Annotated in this window: 13 protein-coding genes and 1 pseudogene; 9 read left to right on the plus strand and 5 right to left on the minus strand. The window is 68.3% G+C overall.

The window, feature by feature from the left end:
• Nucleotides 1-147: 147 nt before the first annotated feature.
• Nucleotides 148-1,011, plus strand: coding sequence for a maleylpyruvate isomerase family mycothiol-dependent enzyme (locus ACZ4RZ_RS44675; protein WP_467753306.1), 864 nt, complete (start codon nt 148-150; stop codon nt 1,009-1,011).
• Between the two features lie 95 nt (nt 1,012-1,106).
• Here the strand turns inward: ACZ4RZ_RS44675 and sbnA are convergent, their stop codons facing one another.
• Nucleotides 1,107-2,093 carry a 2,3-diaminopropionate biosynthesis protein SbnA gene (sbnA, locus tag ACZ4RZ_RS44680; protein WP_467753307.1) on the minus strand — a complete coding sequence of 329 codons (987 nt, stop codon included), beginning with the start codon at nt 2,091-2,093 and terminating at the stop codon, nt 1,107-1,109.
• A 586-nt stretch (nt 2,094-2,679) separates the two neighbouring features.
• Here sbnA and ACZ4RZ_RS44685 point away from each other — a divergent pair.
• From ACZ4RZ_RS44685 to sbnB, 4 genes are read left to right on the plus strand one after another with little or no spacing between them, the layout of a single operon-like run.
• Nucleotides 2,680-5,307, plus strand: a complete 2,628-nt coding sequence (locus ACZ4RZ_RS44685; RefSeq protein ID WP_467753308.1) for a Pls/PosA family non-ribosomal peptide synthetase — start codon at nt 2,680-2,682, stop codon at nt 5,305-5,307.
• A gap of 37 nt (nt 5,308-5,344) precedes the next feature.
• Entirely contained in the window at nt 5,345-7,846 is a 2,502-nt protein-coding gene (locus tag ACZ4RZ_RS44690; RefSeq protein WP_467753309.1) for a non-ribosomal peptide synthetase, read from the plus strand.
• A gap of 60 nt (nt 7,847-7,906) precedes the next feature.
• Nucleotides 7,907-8,911 carry a TauD/TfdA family dioxygenase gene (locus ACZ4RZ_RS44695; protein WP_467753310.1) on the plus strand — a complete coding sequence of 335 codons (1,005 nt, stop codon included), beginning with the start codon at nt 7,907-7,909 and terminating at the stop codon, nt 8,909-8,911.
• Nucleotides 8,908-9,978 carry a 2,3-diaminopropionate biosynthesis protein SbnB gene (sbnB, locus tag ACZ4RZ_RS44700; protein ID WP_467753311.1) on the plus strand — a complete coding sequence of 357 codons (1,071 nt, stop codon included), beginning with the start codon at nt 8,908-8,910 and terminating at the stop codon, nt 9,976-9,978. The genes ACZ4RZ_RS44695 and sbnB overlap by 4 nt, the downstream gene beginning before the upstream one ends.
• A 545-nt stretch (nt 9,979-10,523) precedes the next feature.
• Here sbnB and ACZ4RZ_RS44705 read toward each other — a convergent pair.
• Complete coding sequence (locus ACZ4RZ_RS44705) at nt 10,524-11,732, minus strand: chitinase (protein ID WP_467753312.1); 1,209 nt, start codon at nt 11,730-11,732, stop codon at nt 10,524-10,526.
• Nucleotides 11,733-11,886: 154 nt separating this feature from the next.
• Here ACZ4RZ_RS44705 and ACZ4RZ_RS44710 point away from each other — a divergent pair, with 154 nt between their 5' ends.
• A complete protein-coding gene (locus tag ACZ4RZ_RS44710) occupies nt 11,887-12,024 on the plus strand; it encodes a hypothetical protein (protein WP_467753313.1) in 138 nt (45 codons plus the stop codon).
• Nucleotides 12,025-12,184: 160 nt separating this feature from the next.
• Here the strand turns inward: ACZ4RZ_RS44710 and ACZ4RZ_RS44715 are convergent, their stop codons facing one another.
• Both ACZ4RZ_RS44715 and ACZ4RZ_RS44720 read right to left on the minus strand, forming a co-directional pair.
• A complete protein-coding gene (locus ACZ4RZ_RS44715; protein WP_467753314.1) occupies nt 12,185-12,919 on the minus strand; it encodes a DUF899 domain-containing protein in 735 nt (244 codons plus the stop codon).
• A gap of 274 nt (nt 12,920-13,193) precedes the next feature.
• Nucleotides 13,194-14,099, minus strand: a complete 906-nt coding sequence (locus ACZ4RZ_RS44720; RefSeq protein WP_467753315.1) for a serine hydrolase — start codon at nt 14,097-14,099, stop codon at nt 13,194-13,196.
• Nucleotides 14,100-14,382: 283 nt separating this feature from the next.
• Between ACZ4RZ_RS44720 and ACZ4RZ_RS44725 the strand changes: the two genes are divergently transcribed.
• Together ACZ4RZ_RS44725 and ACZ4RZ_RS44730 are read left to right on the plus strand one after the other, a co-directional pair.
• Complete coding sequence (locus ACZ4RZ_RS44725) at nt 14,383-14,979, plus strand: hypothetical protein (protein WP_467753316.1); 597 nt, start codon at nt 14,383-14,385, stop codon at nt 14,977-14,979.
• A gap of 410 nt (nt 14,980-15,389) precedes the next feature.
• Nucleotides 15,390-15,680 (plus strand): annotated as a pseudogene (locus ACZ4RZ_RS44730) (carotenoid oxygenase family protein); the annotation flags it as partial.
• Between the two features lie 261 nt (nt 15,681-15,941).
• On the opposite strand, the gene ACZ4RZ_RS44735 reads toward ACZ4RZ_RS44730, so the two are convergent.
• Entirely contained in the window at nt 15,942-16,502 is a 561-nt protein-coding gene (locus ACZ4RZ_RS44735) for a TetR/AcrR family transcriptional regulator (RefSeq protein ID WP_467753317.1), read from the minus strand.
• Nucleotides 16,503-16,664: 162 nt separating this feature from the next.
• Between ACZ4RZ_RS44735 and ACZ4RZ_RS44740 the strand changes: the two genes are divergently transcribed.
• A complete protein-coding gene (locus ACZ4RZ_RS44740) occupies nt 16,665-17,711 on the plus strand; it encodes a hypothetical protein (RefSeq protein ID WP_467753318.1) in 1,047 nt (348 codons plus the stop codon).
• The last annotated feature ends 54 nt before the right edge of the window (nt 17,712-17,765 follow it).

Raw genomic sequence — 17,765 nt, forward strand, 5'->3', positions numbered from 1 at the left:
CCCTGCCACCCCATAGGGGTGTCTGGACGGAGGAGCCCACCCAACAGCCAGCTGGGCGCTACCTCCAAGCCCGGCCGTTCACGGCCGGGTCAAGTCGACTGTGGGCCAGGCACAGGGAACGGCGGCACAGCGCATATCGTCATCGACATGTTCGCCGCTCCAAAGCCCTCCTCAACCAGCCCCTCGGCGGACCCCTCCGAAAGGCATGTCACGATGAAGACCTCGGACCACCGCGACCACGGATCCGGTTTCGCCCCGGTCGACCACCGCACGGCGGTTGTGGCGGAGACCGCCCGGTTTGTGTCAGTGGTCAAGGACGCCGACTTGGCGACAGCGGTGCCCAGCTGCCCCGGGTGGACGCTGGCAGACCTGGTCAAGCACACAGGGAGCGTCCAACGCTGGTTCTCGGTCCTGTTGCGGGCACGCATCCAGGAACCTCCGCGGAAGCGAGAGGTGGACCTGCGGCTCCCGGACCAGGAGAGCGAATACGCCGACTGGCTGGCCGAGAGCGCGACCGTGGCCGCGGAGGCCTTCGCAGCCACCGACCCGAACCTGCCGATGTGGGCATGGGGTGCCGACCAGCACGCCCGCTTCTGGGCACGCCGGATGCTCTTCGAAACCCTGCTGCACCGAGTCGACGCCGAGCTGGCACTCGGCCTGCGGCCCACGATCGACCGCCCGGTCGCGGTCGATGGGATCGATGAGTTCCTCGTCAATCTGCCCTTCGCCGCCTTCTTCGCCCCCAAGGTGGCCAACCTGCGCGGCGCCGGCAAGACCATCCGCTTCCGCGCCACGGCCGGGGACGACGAGTGGCTCGTCCGCTTGCGGCCCGACGGCTTCGGGCTCGACACGACCCATCCGACCACAAACACGGCTGACGCGACCGTCCGCGGAACCGCGGCCGACTTGCTCCTGCTCGTTTACGGCCGCCTGTCCTACGACGCAGAGGTCCTCGTGCACGAGGGGGACGAGGGCCTGCTGACCCACTGGTTCGCCAACTCCGCCTTCTGAGGCGGCGCCGTTGACTGTCTCGACGTGGGTCGGCGTCCCGACCCACGGTGGGCGCTGTTCTTCGCGATGTGCGAGGGCCTCACCGGGTGCGGGGTTCAGGCTGCCTGGGATGCGGTGGTCGACGCCTGGGAGCCGAGGACGTCCTCGCCGTACAGGCCCTGCACCCAGTTGGTCTGGTAGATGGTCTCCAGATACCGCTCACCCAGATCCGGGGCGATGGCCACCGCGGTCAGCTCCCGTTCCTCCTGCCGGGCCAGCCAGTCCATCGCGCCGCTGACCACTGTGCCGGTGGAACCCCCGAACAGAAACCCACGCCTTGCCAGCCGGTGACAGGTCCGGATGGTGTCGGCCTCCGCCACGCACACCACATCGTCCACGTAGGACTCGTCCAGCAGCGGCGGGCGCCTGCTGGTGCCCAGGCCGGGAATCATGCGCCGGCCCGGGGCGCCTCCGAACGTCACCGAGCCCATGCTGTCGACGGCCACGATGCGCACCGGTCGGTGCCACTCGCGGAAGTAGCGCGCGCAACCCATCAGGGTCCCGGTGGTGCCGGCACCGACGAAGAGCACATCCAGGTCCGGGAACTGTCGGGCGATGGCCGGGGCAGTCCTGCGGTAGTGGGCCATGCCGTTGCCGGGGTTGTTGTACTGGTTCAGCCACACATAGCGATCATCGGAGGCGCACAGCGCGCGGACGTGGTCGATGCGCGCGCCGAGGAGGCCGCCGGCGGGATCGGGCTCGGTGATGACGTGGACCTCGCTGCCCAGGGCCTCCATCATCAGCCTCGTCGCCAGGTTGCAGCGGGAGTCGGTCACGCACAGGAACCGGTAGCCCTTGCTGGCCGCGATCATGCTCAGGGCCACGCCCAGGTTGCCCGAGGACGACTCGACCAGAACCGAGTTCGGCGTCAGCAGGCCGTTGTGTTCGGCGGCCTCGATCATTTCGGTGGCAGCCTTGAGCTTGATCGATCCGGCGAAATTGAACCCCTCACACTTGAGGAACAGTGGGTGCCCGATGACTCGCTCAAGGTCTACGTAGAGGTCGTCCTCGTTGAAGGCCTGGGGTACGGATATGACGGGCATGGTCGTCTCCTCGACTGCGGCGGATTGTCTCCCGGTTGCTGATCCGTCTCGGCCCGGCCCGGGGAGGAATTCGACGGCGAGTTGTGATTCGCCGGAGTACGTTCAGTACGCCCGAATCGGAGCAGCCTTGTCATGCCACCGAAATTCGGGGCTTGACATGCGCTCTGTGCGCGCATAAGTGGCCGGGAGAGGGGCTGAACCGGCCGTCGGCACCAGGGGCACCGCCCGTCCGTGCCTGACCACATCCATGTCCCGCCCCTATGGCCTGCCCCATCGTGGTACCTGGCCCCCTTCCGGAAAACGCCGGGCCGCACAGGCGGTTCAGCGCAATTCCCGGGCGATCTCCCCACGGATCGAACGCGTGCTTGTGATACGCGGCCATAAGTCGGGCGAAGCGCACAGAAAGCAAGGGAACGCAGGGCCGCAGATCGCAAAGCTGTCGCGCTATCAAGACCCGCGTGCTGCGTCAAGCCCCGAAATTCAGGGGCAGGACAGGAATTCCCCGGCCAGGCGTACTGGAGAGGCGGGCATCACGAATCCGTCCGCACCGACCGACGTAGACCGAAAGCGTCCTCAGGGAGCTCACGTGATAGGGAAATCTGTCGAAGTCTTGACGGCCACTGCGGCTGACCTCTCGACCCTCCAGGCCGGCGGGGCCGCCGCCCCGGCGTCCGGCACCGAGAGGCTTCTGGCCGAGGTGCTGGCCGGCGTCGTGCGTGTCGAGCAGGTACCGGCCGACAGTCACTTCTTCAACGACCTGGGCGCCGATTCCCTGGTGATGGCGCAGTTCTGTGCGCGGGTCAGGAAGCGGGCAGACTTGCCGACGGTGTCGATGAAGGACATCTACCGGCATCCCACAATCCGGAGCCTGGCAACCGCGCTCGGCGACGCCCCGCCCACGCCCGTCCCGTCCCCGGCTGCGGACGTGTCGGCACCGGCGCAGACACCGAATGAGGTGAGGGCTGCGCACGCCATGGCGGCGCGAGCCGAGGTGCCGGCAGCCATCGGGACACGGCGCTACCTAGTGTGCGGAATGCTGCAGTTCCTGATCTTCCTGGGCTATTCCTGCCTCGCAGCCCTCGTCGCCGCGCAAGGCTACGAGTGGATCTCTGCGGGCTCGGGCCTGTTTGATCTCTATCTGCGGTCGGTCCTGTTCGCCGGCGCGAGCTTCCTGGGCCTGTGCGCCTTCCCGATCGTGGCGAAATGGGCCCTCATCGGCCGCTGGCGATCCGGCGAGTTCCCCCTGTGGGGCATGGCCTATCTGCGGTTCTGGGTCGTCAAGACCCTGATCCGCACCAGCCCCCTGCGCCTGTTCGCCGGTTCACCGCTGTACGTGCTCTATCTCCGGGCGCTCGGCGCGCGGATCGGCAAAGGCGTCACGATCCTGTCCCAGGCCATACCGGTCTGCACCGACCTGCTCACCATCGGTGAGGGCACGATCATCCGCAAGGACGTGCTCCTGTCCTGCTACCGCGCCCACGCCGGCCTGATCCAGACCGGCCCGGTCACCCTCGGCAGCAACGTGCTCGTCAGTGAACACACGGTCCTCGACATCGAGGCCTCGATGGGCGACGGCGCTCAGCTGGGCCACGCCTCCTCCCTGCACACCGGCCAGGTGGTGCCCGACGGAGAGCGCTGGCACGGCTCACCGGCGCAGCCGACCGAGGTGGACTACCGGACGGTCGGCCCGGCCGACTGCCCCACCGGAAAAAGGACCGTGTACGGCGTTCTGCAGTTGCTGAATCTGCTGGTGGTGTTTCTGCCGCTGGCGATGGGCGGTGTGAGCATCCTGTTCGCCGAGATCCCGCAACTTCACGCGCTCCTGAACCCGCAGCGGGTGTCCGTCACCAGCCCCGCCTTCTACGCCTGTGCCCTGACCACTTCCCTGGTCGTCTTGTTCGGCTCCCTGCTCGTCGGCCTCCTCTTGGTGGGCACCGTGCCGCGTGTGCTGAACCGGGCCATCAAGCCCGGCAAGGTCTATCCGCTGTACGGCTTCCACTACGGCGTCCAGCGGGCTGTGGCGCTGATGACCAACAGGAAGTCCCTCACCAGGCTCTTCGGCGACAGCTCCGGAATCGTGCACTACCTGCGCTACCTCGGATACGACCTCTCCCGCATCGAGCAGACCGGGTCGAACTTCGGCACCGAAGTACAGCAGGAGAACCCGTACTTGAGCTCTGTCGGAACCGGCACCATGATCGCCGACGGACTGTCCCTCATGAACGCCGACTTCTCGAGCACGTCGTTCCGGGTGTCCCACACGTCGATCGGGCCGCGTAACTTCCTCGGAAACCGCATCGCCTACCCCTCAGGGAGCAGGACCGGCGACAACTGCCTGCTCGCCACGAAGGTCATGGTCCCCATCGACGGACCGGTGCGCGAAGGCGTGGGCCTGTTGGGTTCACCCAGCTTCGAGATCCCGCGCACGGTGATGCGTGACAACAGGTTCAACCACCTTGAGACCGGCGACGAGTTGCGCCGTCGCCTGGCCGCCAAGAACAAGCACAATGCCGCAACCGCCGGCCTGTACCTGCTGGCGCGGTTGATCCACGTCTTCGTGATCACCCTCATCACCATGGGCGCAGCCGACCTCTACCCCTCGCTCGGCGCACTGGCGATCGCCCTGGCCGGCGTCCTCACCCTGACGTTCACCGTCGTCTACTTCGCGCTGATCGAACGGGCCTCCACCGGGTTCAAGTCCCAGAAGCCGCTGTACTGCTCGATCTACGCGTCCTCCTTCTGGCGCCACGAACGCTTCTGGAAGCTGGCCTCGATCGACTACATCCAGGTCTTCAACGGCACCCCCTTCAAGAACGTGATCTGGCGGCTGCTCGGGGCCCGGATCGGCAAGCGGGTCTTCGACGACGGCTGCTTCTTCCCGGAGCGCACCCTCGTCACCATCGGCGACGACAGCGCGCTGAACGCCGGGACCGTGGTCCAGTGCCACTCGCAGGAGGACGGCGCCTTCAAGTCCGACCGCAGCGGCCTCGGCAGCGGCTGCACCCTCGGGGTCGGTGCCTTCGTCCACTACGGCGTGACGATCGGCGACGGAGCCGTGCTCGCCCCCGACTCCTTCCTCATGAAGGGCGAGGAAATTCCCTCGCACGCCCAATGGGGAGGCAACCCGGCCCGGGAAATGCCGGACAACGGAACCCACCTCGAGGCCCGCCGAGAACACAACGCCACCCACGCCGCCCCGGTCGGCGGCCACTGACACCACGAAACCAGCGACAAGCAGAGGAAACGAACCGATGGCAACGCATGTGAAGCGCGCCCAGGCGGACCGGGAGTACTGGCGCGGCGTACTGACAGCAGGCGGTTTCACCCCCGCCCCACGCTGGACTCTCCACCCGGAGACCGGCGTGGGGGAGCACGAGACGCAAGCCCCCGACGACACCGTTACCGGGCTGCGCCGACTGGCGGACGAGCTGGCGATGCCGCTCGGTTCGCTCCTGCTGGCCGCGCACGCCAAGGTGCTCGCGGCACTGTCCGCAGAGCAGGAGATCATCACCGGCTACGTCACCGGGGGAGGCCGCCCGCTGCCTTGCCGGCTCACCACCGCACCCGCCTCCTGGCGGGAACTGCTGCGGAACACCCATCAGGTCGCCGCCGAACTGCTGGCACACCAGGACGTCCCGACCGAGGACATCGACACTCTGAGGCGCGAACTGGGTTTGACCGGGCCGTCGTTCGAGACCGTCTTCGATCCCACCGCGATCGACGGGGACCTCGCCGAGGACACCGCGCTACGGGTGGGCATGCGTCACCGCGACGGTCGGCTCGTACTGCGGCTGCGCTACCGTACCGACGCGCTCGACGCCGACAGCGCCGCCCGCATCGCCGGCTATCACCTGACCGCACTCGCGCTGATCACCGCCGACCCCGATGCCGAACACGCACGTCAGAGCCTGCTGTCCGACGAAGAGCTGTCCTTCCAACTCGAGCAACTGGCAGGACCGGCCCGGGAGTTGCCGAACGCGCGGGTGCATGAGCTGTTCGAGGACCGGGTGCGGATGCATCCGGATGCCGTCGCCGCCGTGCACGCCGACCGGCAGTGGACCTATGGCGAGCTCAACGCCCGGGCGAACCGGCTGGCCCGCGCCCTTGCAGCCCGCGGGCTTGCCCGCGAAGGTGTCGTCGCGGTGGTGACCGAACGCAACCTGGACTGGCTGGCCGCCGTCATCGCGGTCTTCAAGGCGGGAGGTGTCTACCTCCCCATCGAGCCGCACTTCCCGGCCGAGCGCATCGCCGCCACCCTCTCCCGCGCCGAATCCACCCTGGTGCTGACCGAACCGGGCAGCACCACCACCCTCGACCGGGCACTCGACTCCCGGCCCGGAGTCGACAGGCTCTTCGTCGAGGCGGCCTACGAAGAAGACCACGCCGACGACGATCTCGGCATCCACGTCACTCCCGACCAACTCGCCTACATCTACTTCACCTCCGGCTCCACCGGTGAGCCGAAGGGCGCGATGTGCGAACACGCCGGCATGCTCAATCACCTCTACGCCAAGATCGACGACCTCCGGATCCGCGAGGCACAGGTGGTAGCCCAGACCGCACCCCAGTGCTTCGACATCTCCCTGTGGCAACTGCTCTCGGCGCTGCTGGCCGGCGGGCAGACCCTACTGGTCGAGCAGGACGACATCCTCGACGTCCCCCGCTTCCTCGACACCATCACCGACGGCAGGGTCACCGTCCTGCAGGTCGTGCCCGCCTACCTCGAAGCCGTCCTGACCGAGCTCGAACAGCGCCCCCGGACGCTGCCCGACCTGCGGTACGTGTCGGTCACCGGGGAGGCGCTGAAGAAGGAGCTCGCCGAGCGCTGGTTCACCGCCAGGCCCCGGACCCGGCTGGTGAACGCCTATGGGCTCACCGAGACCTCGGATGACACCAACCACGACGTCATGGACCGGGCGCCGGAACGCATCCTGCTCGGCCACGCGGTCAACAACGTGCACATCTACGTCGTCGACGAGCACCTCGCACCGGTGCCACTGGGCGCCCCGGGCGTGATCGCGTTCTCCGGGGTCTGTGTCGGCCGCGGCTACATCAACGATCCCGAACGTACCCAGGAGGCCTACCTGGCCGATCCGCACCACGAAGGCATGCGGCTCTACCTCGGCGGTGACTACGGCCGCTGGCACCCTTCGGGGAAGCTGGAGTTCCTCGGCCGCCGCGACGCCCAGGTCAAGATCCGGGGCTTCCGGATCGAGATCGGCGAGATCGAGAACACCCTGCTCCGTCTCCCCGGTGTCCGCGACGGCGCGGTGGTGGTGGCCGAACGCGCGGACCAGAGCAAGCACTTGGTCGCCTTCTTCTCCGGCCCGGAGCCCCTGGACACCGGGACCCTCGCCAACCGGCTGGGTGCCTCGCTGCCCGCCTACATGGTCCCGGCGGCCTTCCACTGGCGCGAAAGCCTGCCGCTGACCGCCAACAGCAAGATCGACAGGAAGGCACTGACGGCGCTCGCCGCGGAACTCGCCGCCACCGAGGACGACCACGAGCCGCCGGCCACAGCGACCGAGCGTCGGCTGGCAGCCGCGTGGGGACACGTCCTCGGCCTCCCACAGGGCCGCATCGGACGCCGCGACCACTTCTTCGACCGGGGCGGCACCTCCCTCGCGGCGGTGAAACTCGCCATCGCCCTGGACCGCACCGTGTCTCTCAAAGACGTCACCGCACACCCGGTCCTCACCGACCTCGCCGCCCTGGTCGACAACCGACCCGAGCGCCGCGCAACCAACCGATGACCTCCTCCTGAACCGCATCGAAAAACCACATCGAAAAACCACATCGAAAGGCAAAGCACCATGTCCTACCCGACCACGGCGTCCCTCCTCAAGATGGACCTGAACCCCGGCAAGCCCCCGATCCTGTACACCGAGACCCCTGACGACGTGTCGGCCTGGGCGGCCGAACACGGTCGCGCACTGCGCACTCTCGTCACCGAACACGGCTCGGTCCTCGTCCGCGGCCTGCACCTGCGCGACGTGGACCGGGCCGGCGCCGTCCTCCACCGCCTGGCCCCGGCCCTGATGACCGACAAGGAAGCCTTCGCCCCCCGCCAGACCTACACCCCGGGCGTGTACTCCTCCTCGGCATGGCCGCCGAACCAGCCGATGTGCATGCATCACGAACTGAGTTACACCCTCCGGCCCCCCGGCCTCATGCTGTTCGCCTGCCTGACCGCACCCACCACCGGCGGAGCCACCGCCGTCGCCGACGCCGCCACCGTGCTGGAGGCACTGCCCACCGAGCTGGTCAACCGCTTCGAACAGGAAGGCTGGCTGCTCACCCGCACCTACAACGACGAGATCGGCGCCCCCTACGCCGAGGCCTTCGGCACCGACGACCGGAGGGCCATCGAGGACTACTGCCGCACAGCCGCCATCGAATTCGCCTGGCAATCCGACGGCAGCCTGCGCACCCGCCAGCGCCGCCCCGCCGTGACGGTCCACCCGGTCACCGGCCGCCGCTGCTGGTTCAACCAGATCGCCTTCCTCAACGAATGGACGATCGAACCCGAAATCCGCGAGTACCTCATCGACGTCTACGGCGCCGAGTCACTGCCGTTCAATACCCGCTTCGGAGGCGGCGACCCGATCGGCCCGGACATCATCCAGCTGCTCAACGACACCTACACGGCCCACACCGCCCGCGAGCCGTGGCAGGCCGGCGACCTCATGCTCGTCGACAATGTGCGCACGGCGCACAGCAGGGAGGCCTTCCAAGGATCACGCGAGGTACTCGTCGCCATGGCCGAGCCGCTGCGCCAGGCCCAGTGCCCGCCGACTGCCGAGGTGAGCGCCGGATGACCACCGTCCGTTCCAACGCAATCGAGCCCGCCATGTCACAGCAGCACACCGTGCCACCGTTCGCGGTGATCTCCGGCGCCCAGGTCCAGCAAGCCCTGCAGGACCGGGAAAAGCAGATCGTGGACCTCGTAGAGGCCACCTACCAGCTGCACGCCGCCGGAGAGTCGGTCAACCCCCCCTCCTACTTCTTGCGCTTCCCCGACCGCCCCTCCTCCCGGATCATCGCGCTGCCCGCCTCGATCGGCGGGCAGGTGCGGGTGGACGGCCTCAAATGGATCTCCAGCTTCCCCGACAACGTCCAGGCCGGTATTCCCAGGGCCTCCGCCGTCCTGATCCTCAACGACCACGACACCGGCTACCCCTTCGCCTGCCTGGAAAGCTCCATCATCAGCGCCACCAGAACGGCCGCATCGGCGGCACTGGCCGCCGACCGCCTCACTCGCAACCGGCAACGCCCCACTCGTATCGGGTTCTTCGGCACGGGCCTGATCGCCCGCTACATCCACACCTTCCTGACCGCTGTCGGCTGGTCCTTCGACGAGATCGGCGTCCACGACGTGTCCCCCGACAGCGCCGCCGGCTTCCGCGACTACCTCCAACAGACCGGCACCGCCGGACAGATCACCGTGTACGACAGGTCCGAGGAACTCATCCGCTCCAGCGATCTCGTCGTCTTCGCCACCATCGCCGGCGAGCCACACATCAGCGACCCGGCCTGGTTCGACCACAACCCCCTGGTCCTGCACGTGTCCCTGCGCGACCTCGCGCCCGAGATCATTCTCGCCTCGACCAACATCGTCGACGACGTGGAACACTGCCTCAAAGCCAACACCTCGCCCCACCTGGCCGAACAGCTCACGGGCAACCGCGACTTCCTGCACGGGACACTCGCCGACGTCATGACCGGACGGGTGACGCCCCCTACCGACCGGCCACTGGTGTTCTCGCCCTTCGGCCTCGGAGTACTCGACCTTGCCGTCGGCAAATATGTCTACGACGAGACGGCCCACTCCGGGCAGCTGTGCGTCATCGAGGACTTCTTCCACGACTTGCGCCGGCACGGATGACCGGCCCACACCTCTGACTGGACGAGCAGCCGCTCCGCGCTGACACTGGCTGGTGGATCTCAGTGCCAAGCGCAGAATGACGTGCCTGGCATCCGAAGGCCCTGCGGTCACTCACCTTGTGGCGGTTACACCAGGAACCTGCCGCTGGAGGACCCCCTCGACGGCAAGCCCTGGATCGCCGACAACTACCCCCTCTCTCCGGAGCACGGCGGCCCAGCTGGGATGCGGGCACGTCGCCCTCGGGCTGGTCATGGAGGGGGAGCACATCTGGCTGACGATGGGGAGCGGTACCGGCGCGTTCCGCTTCTCCATCGCCTAGAAGTGTCCCGTATGGGGCTTCCTCTGATCTGGCCCGCGTCCGGCTTTCCGTTGGTCCGCCACGCTGATGGACTCGCTTGCGGGGACAGCTGAGGTCCTGAGGCCGGAGGTGGTGGCCGGCCACCACCTCCGGTCGTTGGGCAGGCAGTTGTCCGGTCGCGGGCATCGCGGGGTTGTGCCCCGGTCACCCCTGCGGAGGTGTGTCCGCCCCGACATCTTCCAGTGCGTCAGCAGGTCCCCTCGTCCTGCCAAGGCCCCCACTCCGAGGCGCCCGGCACCTCGTTCTGGGTCCACCACTTGGCCTTCCAGTTGTGCTTGTTGTACGAGACCTCATTGCCGACCGTGTAGACCGCCGTCGAGCTCCAGGCCGTCTTGCACGCGGTGCTCGGCGGGGTCGGAGTGGGCGTGGGGGTGCTGGTGGGCGGGGTGGCTCCGGCGAACTTCACCGAGTACTTCGCGAAGTCCCAGGAGTTCTGCGCCACGCTGGAGCACGTGCCCGACGTACGGCCGCCGTTGTCGACGGGAGTGCACTGGCGGTCGCGGTTGAGGGACCAGAAGGTGAAGCGGTCCATGTTGTGGCTGGTGGCGTAGTCCAGCACCGTCTGGAAGTCGGCCTGCGAGAAGATTTCGCCGGTGTCGCTGCGTCCGTTCATGCCGGAGAAGCCCTCGTGGGCGTACGCAGTCGCCTGGTCCCAGCCGAAGGTGGACTGGAGGATCGTGTTGAAGTTGGTGAGCGCGCTGGTCTGAGAGGCCGCGCCGTTGAACCCGCCGTCGAACGGCATGATGGAGAAGTTGTTCGGCGTGAACCCCTGCGACTTCGCCTCCAGCAGCATCTGCTTGCCGAACCAGCCGGTGCCGTCCGCCGTGCCGGCCGTGGTGACGGAGACGTAGAGGCCGGGGTTGTTCTGCTGGAGGATCTTGGCAGCGCCGATCTCGTTCTTGATGGCCGCCGTGTTCTCGTACTCCGGCTCCTCCAGATCGAAGTCGATCGCGTGCAGGCCGTACTTGGTGATGACCTGCTGGTACGCCGCGGCGGTGGCGGCCGCGTCCGAGCAGGTCTGCCCGAGCTTGGTGCCGCCGTAGCCGCCGATTGACACGGAGACGTCGCCGCCCTTGGCGCGGATGGTGTTGATGACCGACTGCACGGCGGTGTCCGAGGAGACCGCTGCCGTGCCGCCCCAAGTGGGGGAGCAGCCGCCGCCGTTGGGGGCGAGGATGAACGCCAGCTGGAATGCCTTGAGGCCGGTCGCGTCCATGATGGCGGTCGGGTCCGGCGGGTCGTTGTCCAGTGGCATCAGATAGGGAGCGGCGGCGTACCAGCGGTTGCTGAGCGCCGTGGTCGCGCCCGAGGCATTGCCCGCGACCAGGGCGGTCGTACCGACTGCGGCCAGGCTTACGGCGGCTGCCGCGCCCAGACACGCGCGAAGACGTCTCACTGTGCCTCCAGGGGAGTGGGGGAGTGGCCCCAGCTTCTGCGTGCTGTCGCGATCACGTCAATGATTTGGACTAGACCAGAAGGGTCTTTGGACTAGACCATACGTTCCCTTTACCTGGAGTACCCCCACTTCCGCCATCGAGGCGGCACAGATCGTGGGCGGCACCGTGTCCAACGGCTCCTGCCATCTGCGGACGCTGGCGAAATACGACTACGTCGTCGAGGCGGAGGGCCGCACCGGCCGGGAGCGACCGTGGAGGCTCGGCACGGTCGGTATCGGCACAGCGCGGTGAAGCAGGAACCCACCCGAAGCCGCGCCCGGCAACGGCGCGGCAAGCGGGAATTGCCCTCCCTTAGGTGGGCGAGCATGTCAAAGCGTCAGGTTCCTCTACGGGGCTCTACGCGGAGAGACGTCGGGTCGTCGAGCGGACCTTCAGGGGCCGAAATGCTCCTTCAGGTCTTCCCGTACTCGTCGTGGCGGCGCAGCCAGAAGGTCTCCTCGCCCTCCTCATGGCGGCCCATCGGCGTCCGGTCGAGGAGGCCGTAGTAGGCCATGGCAGGCTCAAGGCCGCGCGCGGTGCTGACGTACGTCCGGTAGACGGTGCCGTCCGAGCGCGCGTAGGCGCTCAGCCCGGGCCCCTCGGTGACGTACCCGAGCACGTCCGTGCCGGACGCCTGCGCCATCTGACGCACGGTCGGCGGAATCTCGCCCTCGAGGAACGGCCTCAGCTCCTCCTCGGTGTGCAGGAAGCCGAGGTCGCGATGGAAGTTGCTGCCGACGGTGGAGACCCAGTCGAAGCTCCAGCCCATCCGCTCCCTGTAGGCAAGGAGCTTGTCGAGCGGCGCCCGTGAGGAGCAGATCAGCGTCACGTCGCGGGCCTTGAGGTGGACCACGTTGGGGTTGAGGGTGTCCGCGATCGAGGAGCAGACCGTGCATCCGGCCTCGTACGGCGGGCCGAACATGAAGTGGTAGATGAGCAGCTGCGAGCGCTCGTCGAAGAGGTCCGCGAGCGACTTCGTCCCGTCCTCGGTCTCGAAGCTGTAGTCCTTCTCGACCGGCACCCAGGGAAGCTCCCTCCGTTTCCGGGCGAGCTCGTCGCCGCGGCGGGTGAGGTCCTTCTCCTCCACGAGCAGTTCTTCGCGGGCGGCCTCGAATTCCTTCTGTGTGCCGATCCTGTGCTCGGTCATTGCCTCTCCCTCCTGTGTGGGAGCAGAGCACCGCGTCGCGGCGGCCGGTCGCCGCAGCGTTTGCCTGCAGCGCCTGCACCGGCGTACCGGTCCGGCTATACGTCCACCGTACGTGCGCGGCGGCGGGGCTTCGAGATCAGCCGAACATCGCTGCGGTCGGCGAGATCTGCCTGGTCGGGACCAGGGCAGCCGGCTTCGGTCCGCTGTCCCAAGCGCGCGAAAACCTGATTCTCGGCGCGGCTGGTCGTGTGATCGCCACCGCTCCTTGAGGCCGTCAGCGGGTGGTCGCCGAGGTGACAGCAGCCCGGGCCTCGCGTTCCACCAGCGCGATGCCGTTCTGCATCGTCGTGTTGCCGTCCGAGAGGACGGCGACGAGGTAGTGACGTCCGCTCGCCGTGACCTGGCCGACGCTGTTGACGTCCCACAGTCCGGTTGTGTTGCGCTGCAGCCAGCCGTTCTTCAACGCCCATCCGGAGCCGGCGGCCGCGGAGACACCCCACGCCTGCTCACCGACGATGCGCCTCATGAGCGCGCGGATGTAGGTTCGGGACGTTTTGTTGAGCGCCCTGGAGCCCGCGGGTGAGGCCGGGCCGGTGTCGAACACCGCGCGCAGCAGTCGTATCTGGTCGCTCGCCGTCGTCCGAGTCAGCCCCCACTTGGCGCCGGGGCCGCCCTTGGTCGAGGTCAGCCCCAGCCGCTTGTTCGCCGCTTCCAGGCCGGGTGCCAGGCCGATCCGTCGCCACAGCGCGTTGGCCGCCGTGTTGTCGCTGCGCTCGATCATGGCCTCCGCCTGGGTGCGCTCGTGCGTGGTCAGGCCGTGTCCGGTGTCCTGCGCCTGGAGCAGCGTCGCGGCAAGAATGTCGACCTTGACGATGCTGGCGGTGTCGTAGGGGGTGTCGTCGCCGTACACCGCGGGCCCTCGGCCTGTGCCGTCCAGGTCGAATACCGCAGCCGTGACCCGCGCCTTCCGCTGGGGCTGCACGAGCGCGAGGACGTCAGTCGTGGCGGCCTCGGGCCGCACCGATGCCGGGGCCGCGGCCGCCGGGGCGAGCGAGGCGGCTGAGAAGAGCGTCGTCAGCGAGGCCGCGAGAACGCCGGCGCGGACCACGGCGCGCCTGCCGCGCGGCCGGCGCCTCCCCGCGCTCTGCGGGTGCGGCAGGGGGGACGGTCGGTGCGGCATGCGGGGAGCCTCGGCAGTTCATGAGGGAGGGGCACAGAACTGCGAACGTATAGAAAACGCCCGCCCCGCGACGTGACCCCTGCCACGACAGGGCCCATTGGGTAGGAAATGTGGCGAGAACCACAGGTTCGGACGTGGGGGACTTCGCAGCCGCTTTCGTGCGCATCCGGCACGTCCCCGGTCCGCGCATCGGATGCGATGTGCGGTGGCGGAGGTGACGATGGAACGTGGTGGAACGGGGATCAGCGCGCCCATCCAGCCCCGGCACGACGGGAGGTGCCCAGTGGCAGGCACCGGATCGGCCAAGCGAACGGGCAACATCTTCTTCGGCTTCGCCCCCTGGATCATCTTCGACGTCGTGGCGAGCCCCAGTACGTGGGAATACGCCGCCCTGGCGGCGCTGCTGGCCTCCGTCGTGCTCAGTCTTGGCGACATGCGACGGGGCAGCTTCAAGATCCTCGAAGTGACCGGGATCGTCTTCTTCGCGGTCCTCAGCCTGCTCGCGCTCGCCCTCGACCGGCACGAACTCATCTGGCTGGAGACCTACGCGCAGGCGCTCGCGAACGGTGTCATCGCCCTCGTCGCGCTCGTCTCCCTCGCGTTCGTGCCGTTCACGACTCAGTACGCCCGCGAGTCGACGCCGCGTGAGCACTGGGATTCGCCGACGTTCCGGCACATCAACTTCGTTCTCACCGCGGCCTGGTCCGCGGTGTTCGCGGCCACTGCTGTGCTCGGCCTCATCGCCGTACACACCAAAGGCACCTCGGACTGGCTGAACTGGATCATTCCCGTGGCTCTTCTGGTCCTGGCCGTCCGCTTCACGGAACGCTATCCCGACCAGTACATGGCCAGGCAGGACGCCGCACGCGCCGTTGTGTGAGCGCTCCGGCCGTCGGCCCTGCGAGCCCTCCGGCCGCCGTCACCTGCACGTGTGTGCACACGCCGACGGGCTCGTATGGGGGGCGGTCGGGGCATGCCGACAGGCTCGTACGGGGCGTTCGGGGCATGGCCACGGGCGGGCACCGGAGATCGTCGGAGAGGAACATCGACACCCGGGCGAGGAGTCCGCCCTGGACCGGGTCCGCCGTACGGCTGCCCGTTCCGGCCGTCCCGCGGGGGCTGCCCGCCTGCCCCCGCGGAGCACTCGCGGGCGAGATCGTGCCCGTGTGCGCGGCCGAACCGCCGCGCTGGAAGTCGACAGAACGCGTGCCCGGTGTTTCCCCGGTCTGCCTGACCGCACGACCGACGGCGGAACCCACCCCGATTTGGCGTGGCTACCCGTTCCGGAACATCGCAGGGGGGACCGTCGGGACCACAGATACCAACGCGTTCGACCCGGCACGGGTCGCGCATCTCACGGGCCGGTTCGCCCCGGTGACCGATGAAGTCGACGTACTCGCCCTGGAGTTGGAAGGCCGCCGGATGATCTGGACGGGGTGTATCTGCGCAACGGTCCCAATCCCCGCTTCAGTCCCATCGGTTCCTACCTGTATCCGATCGATGGCGACAGCATGCTGCACGGGGTGTGGATCTCCGACGTGTGAGGCCCGCTATCGCAACCGTTTCGTACGGGGCGCTGCGCGCAGGCATCACCGCCCATCCGAAGGACGGTCCGGTCACCGGTGTGCTCCCCACGAAGGAATGACGTCGAGACGGCCCCGCCACCTCCTTGCCCGGCCAGGCCTTTGCCCGCACGTGCGTCCGGTGAATGGCGCAGGCACGGTCGCAGCTCGACACGCGACTGGCACCTGTTGCCTGGGCCTGCCCGGCGAAATCAGCCGACCGGCACGACGACCGCTACCCGCGCTACGGCGTGACCCGTGATCACGCCGCATGCGGAGCTCAGCGGGCTGGGGAGAGCGCCGCGCGTGCGATGGTGAGTATCTCGTCGGACAGCGGCGAGTCTTTGACGGCACGGGCCAGTACGACGGCGCCGAGCATGGTGCACAGCCGCGTGATGCCGTCCTCGTCATCGGTGGCGAGCCACGCGGCGAAGTCCTGCACGCCCTCGGAGTAGGCACGGTGGGCGTCGCGATCACCTGTGTCGCGGGCCATGTCGGCGGCGAGCGCGGCGGCGGGGCAACCTGTGGACGCGTTGTCCCGGTGGCGGGGAGACAGATACGCGCCGATCATCATCTGCTGGGCTTCTGCGCGCCGCCCCTCGTTCTCCTCCAGGGCGGCCGTGCGCCACCGGGCCAGTTCGTCGAACGCATGCCTGACCGCCTCGTCGATCAGGGCTTCCTTGGAGTCGAACTGCTTGTAGAAGCCGCCGTGGGTCAGGCCCGCCGCCTTCATCAGGTCGGCGACGCTCACGCTCGTGCCCTGCTCGCGAAAGAGGCGCGACGCCGTCTCCACGACCCGCTTGCGGTTCTCCTGCGCCTGCGCCTGCGACACGCGGCCCATGAGCACCTCCTTCATGGATGACGGCTGGCATCTATTGTAGCTCTGGAATAAATTACGCTGGTAATCTATTTGGTCGAGCGTGGCAGCCGCCACCTGGCCACCCTGCTGATCAGCGCCCACCCCCGTCCCGCGCCGCAGCCCCTTCCACCAGAAAGCCTCTTCATGGAAACCCCCGTCGGAACCGCTCCCGAGCGTGAGCAGACGCCCTCCGCAGCGGCCGAGTTCTCCCCCCAGCCGACCCCGGCCGTCCGCCGCCGGCCGCCGGTGAAGGCCTGGCTCCAGCCGACAGTGATTGCCCTGATCGTCGTGGCGGCCTTCATCGGCTGCTACGTAGGGCTGCAGCGCGACCCCCAGCCCCATCAGATCCCCATAGCCGTCACCGGACCGAATCTGCCGGGCCAGATTCGCCAGGCCCTCGGCGACAGTGTCGATGTCCACCCTGCCGTCGGTGCCGAGGCCGCGCGCCACGCACTCGAGCGCCACGACGTCGTCGCCGTGCTCAGCACCGACGGCCCGGACCGGCTGCGCCTGAAGATCGCGGGGGCAGCCGGGACGTCCACCACATCGGCCGTGAAGAACCTCGTCGGCGCCTACGCAACGGGTGCGGGCGAGCATGTCACCACCGTGGATGTCGTCCCCCTGACTCGCTTCGACGCCCGGGGACTGGCCGGCTTCTACATGGCGTTCGGCGTGACCCTGGCCGGGTTCGTCCTCGGCTCGAACGCTCTTGGCCTGACCGGTCTCCTGCGCCTGCGCCACCGGTTCTGGCTGCTGGCCGGTGCCTCCGCGGCCATCGGCACCGTCGCAGCTATCATCGCCGGCCCGGTGCTGGGGGCGGTCCCGGCCCCGGTCATCCCGCTGGTCTGCACACTCACCCTGCTGGCAGCCGCGGCCGCCTTCACCACGAAATTGCTCGGCACCTACCTCGGCCCCATCGGGCTCCCGGTTGCCACCCTTTTGCTCCTCACCGCCGGCAATGCCACCAGTGGTGCCACCATCGGTGCCGATCTGCTGCCTGCCGCGGCCCGAGCGGTCTCCGCACTGCTGCCACCTGGCGCGGCCGTCCGCGCGATCACCGGCCTGAGCTACTTCGACGGCGCGCACACAGCAGGCCCTGTGATCACGCTTGCGCTGTGGGCCGCCATCGCCGGCGTCCTGGTGGGCCTGCGCCCCCGTCTGATGCGGCGGCGCACCGCAGCCGCCGCCTGACCCCTGTCGCACGCCGCACGCACGTGAGATCACGCCAGCACTCAACTACTCAGC

The organism is Streptomyces sp. NPDC027189 (genome assembly GCF_055566975.1).

Coding starts and splice junctions, on each gene's coding strand:
- ACZ4RZ_RS44675 (WP_467753306.1), top strand. CDS start 148: ATGTTCGCCGCTCCAAAGCCCTCCTCAACCAGCCCCTCGGCGGACCCC.
- sbnA (WP_467753307.1), bottom strand. CDS start 2,093: ATGCCCGTCATATCCGTACCCCAGGCCTTCAACGAGGACGACCTCTAC.
- ACZ4RZ_RS44690 (WP_467753309.1), top strand. CDS start 5,345: ATGGCAACGCATGTGAAGCGCGCCCAGGCGGACCGGGAGTACTGGCGC.
- sbnB (WP_467753311.1), top strand. CDS start 8,908: ATGACCACCGTCCGTTCCAACGCAATCGAGCCCGCCATGTCACAGCAG.
- ACZ4RZ_RS44695 (WP_467753310.1), top strand. CDS start 7,907: ATGTCCTACCCGACCACGGCGTCCCTCCTCAAGATGGACCTGAACCCC.
- ACZ4RZ_RS44720 (WP_467753315.1), bottom strand. CDS start 14,099: ATGCCGCACCGACCGTCCCCCCTGCCGCACCCGCAGAGCGCGGGGAGG.
- ACZ4RZ_RS44715 (WP_467753314.1), bottom strand. CDS start 12,919: ATGACCGAGCACAGGATCGGCACACAGAAGGAATTCGAGGCCGCCCGC.
- ACZ4RZ_RS44735 (WP_467753317.1), bottom strand. CDS start 16,502: ATGGGCCGCGTGTCGCAGGCGCAGGCGCAGGAGAACCGCAAGCGGGTC.
- ACZ4RZ_RS44740 (WP_467753318.1), top strand. CDS start 16,665: ATGGAAACCCCCGTCGGAACCGCTCCCGAGCGTGAGCAGACGCCCTCC.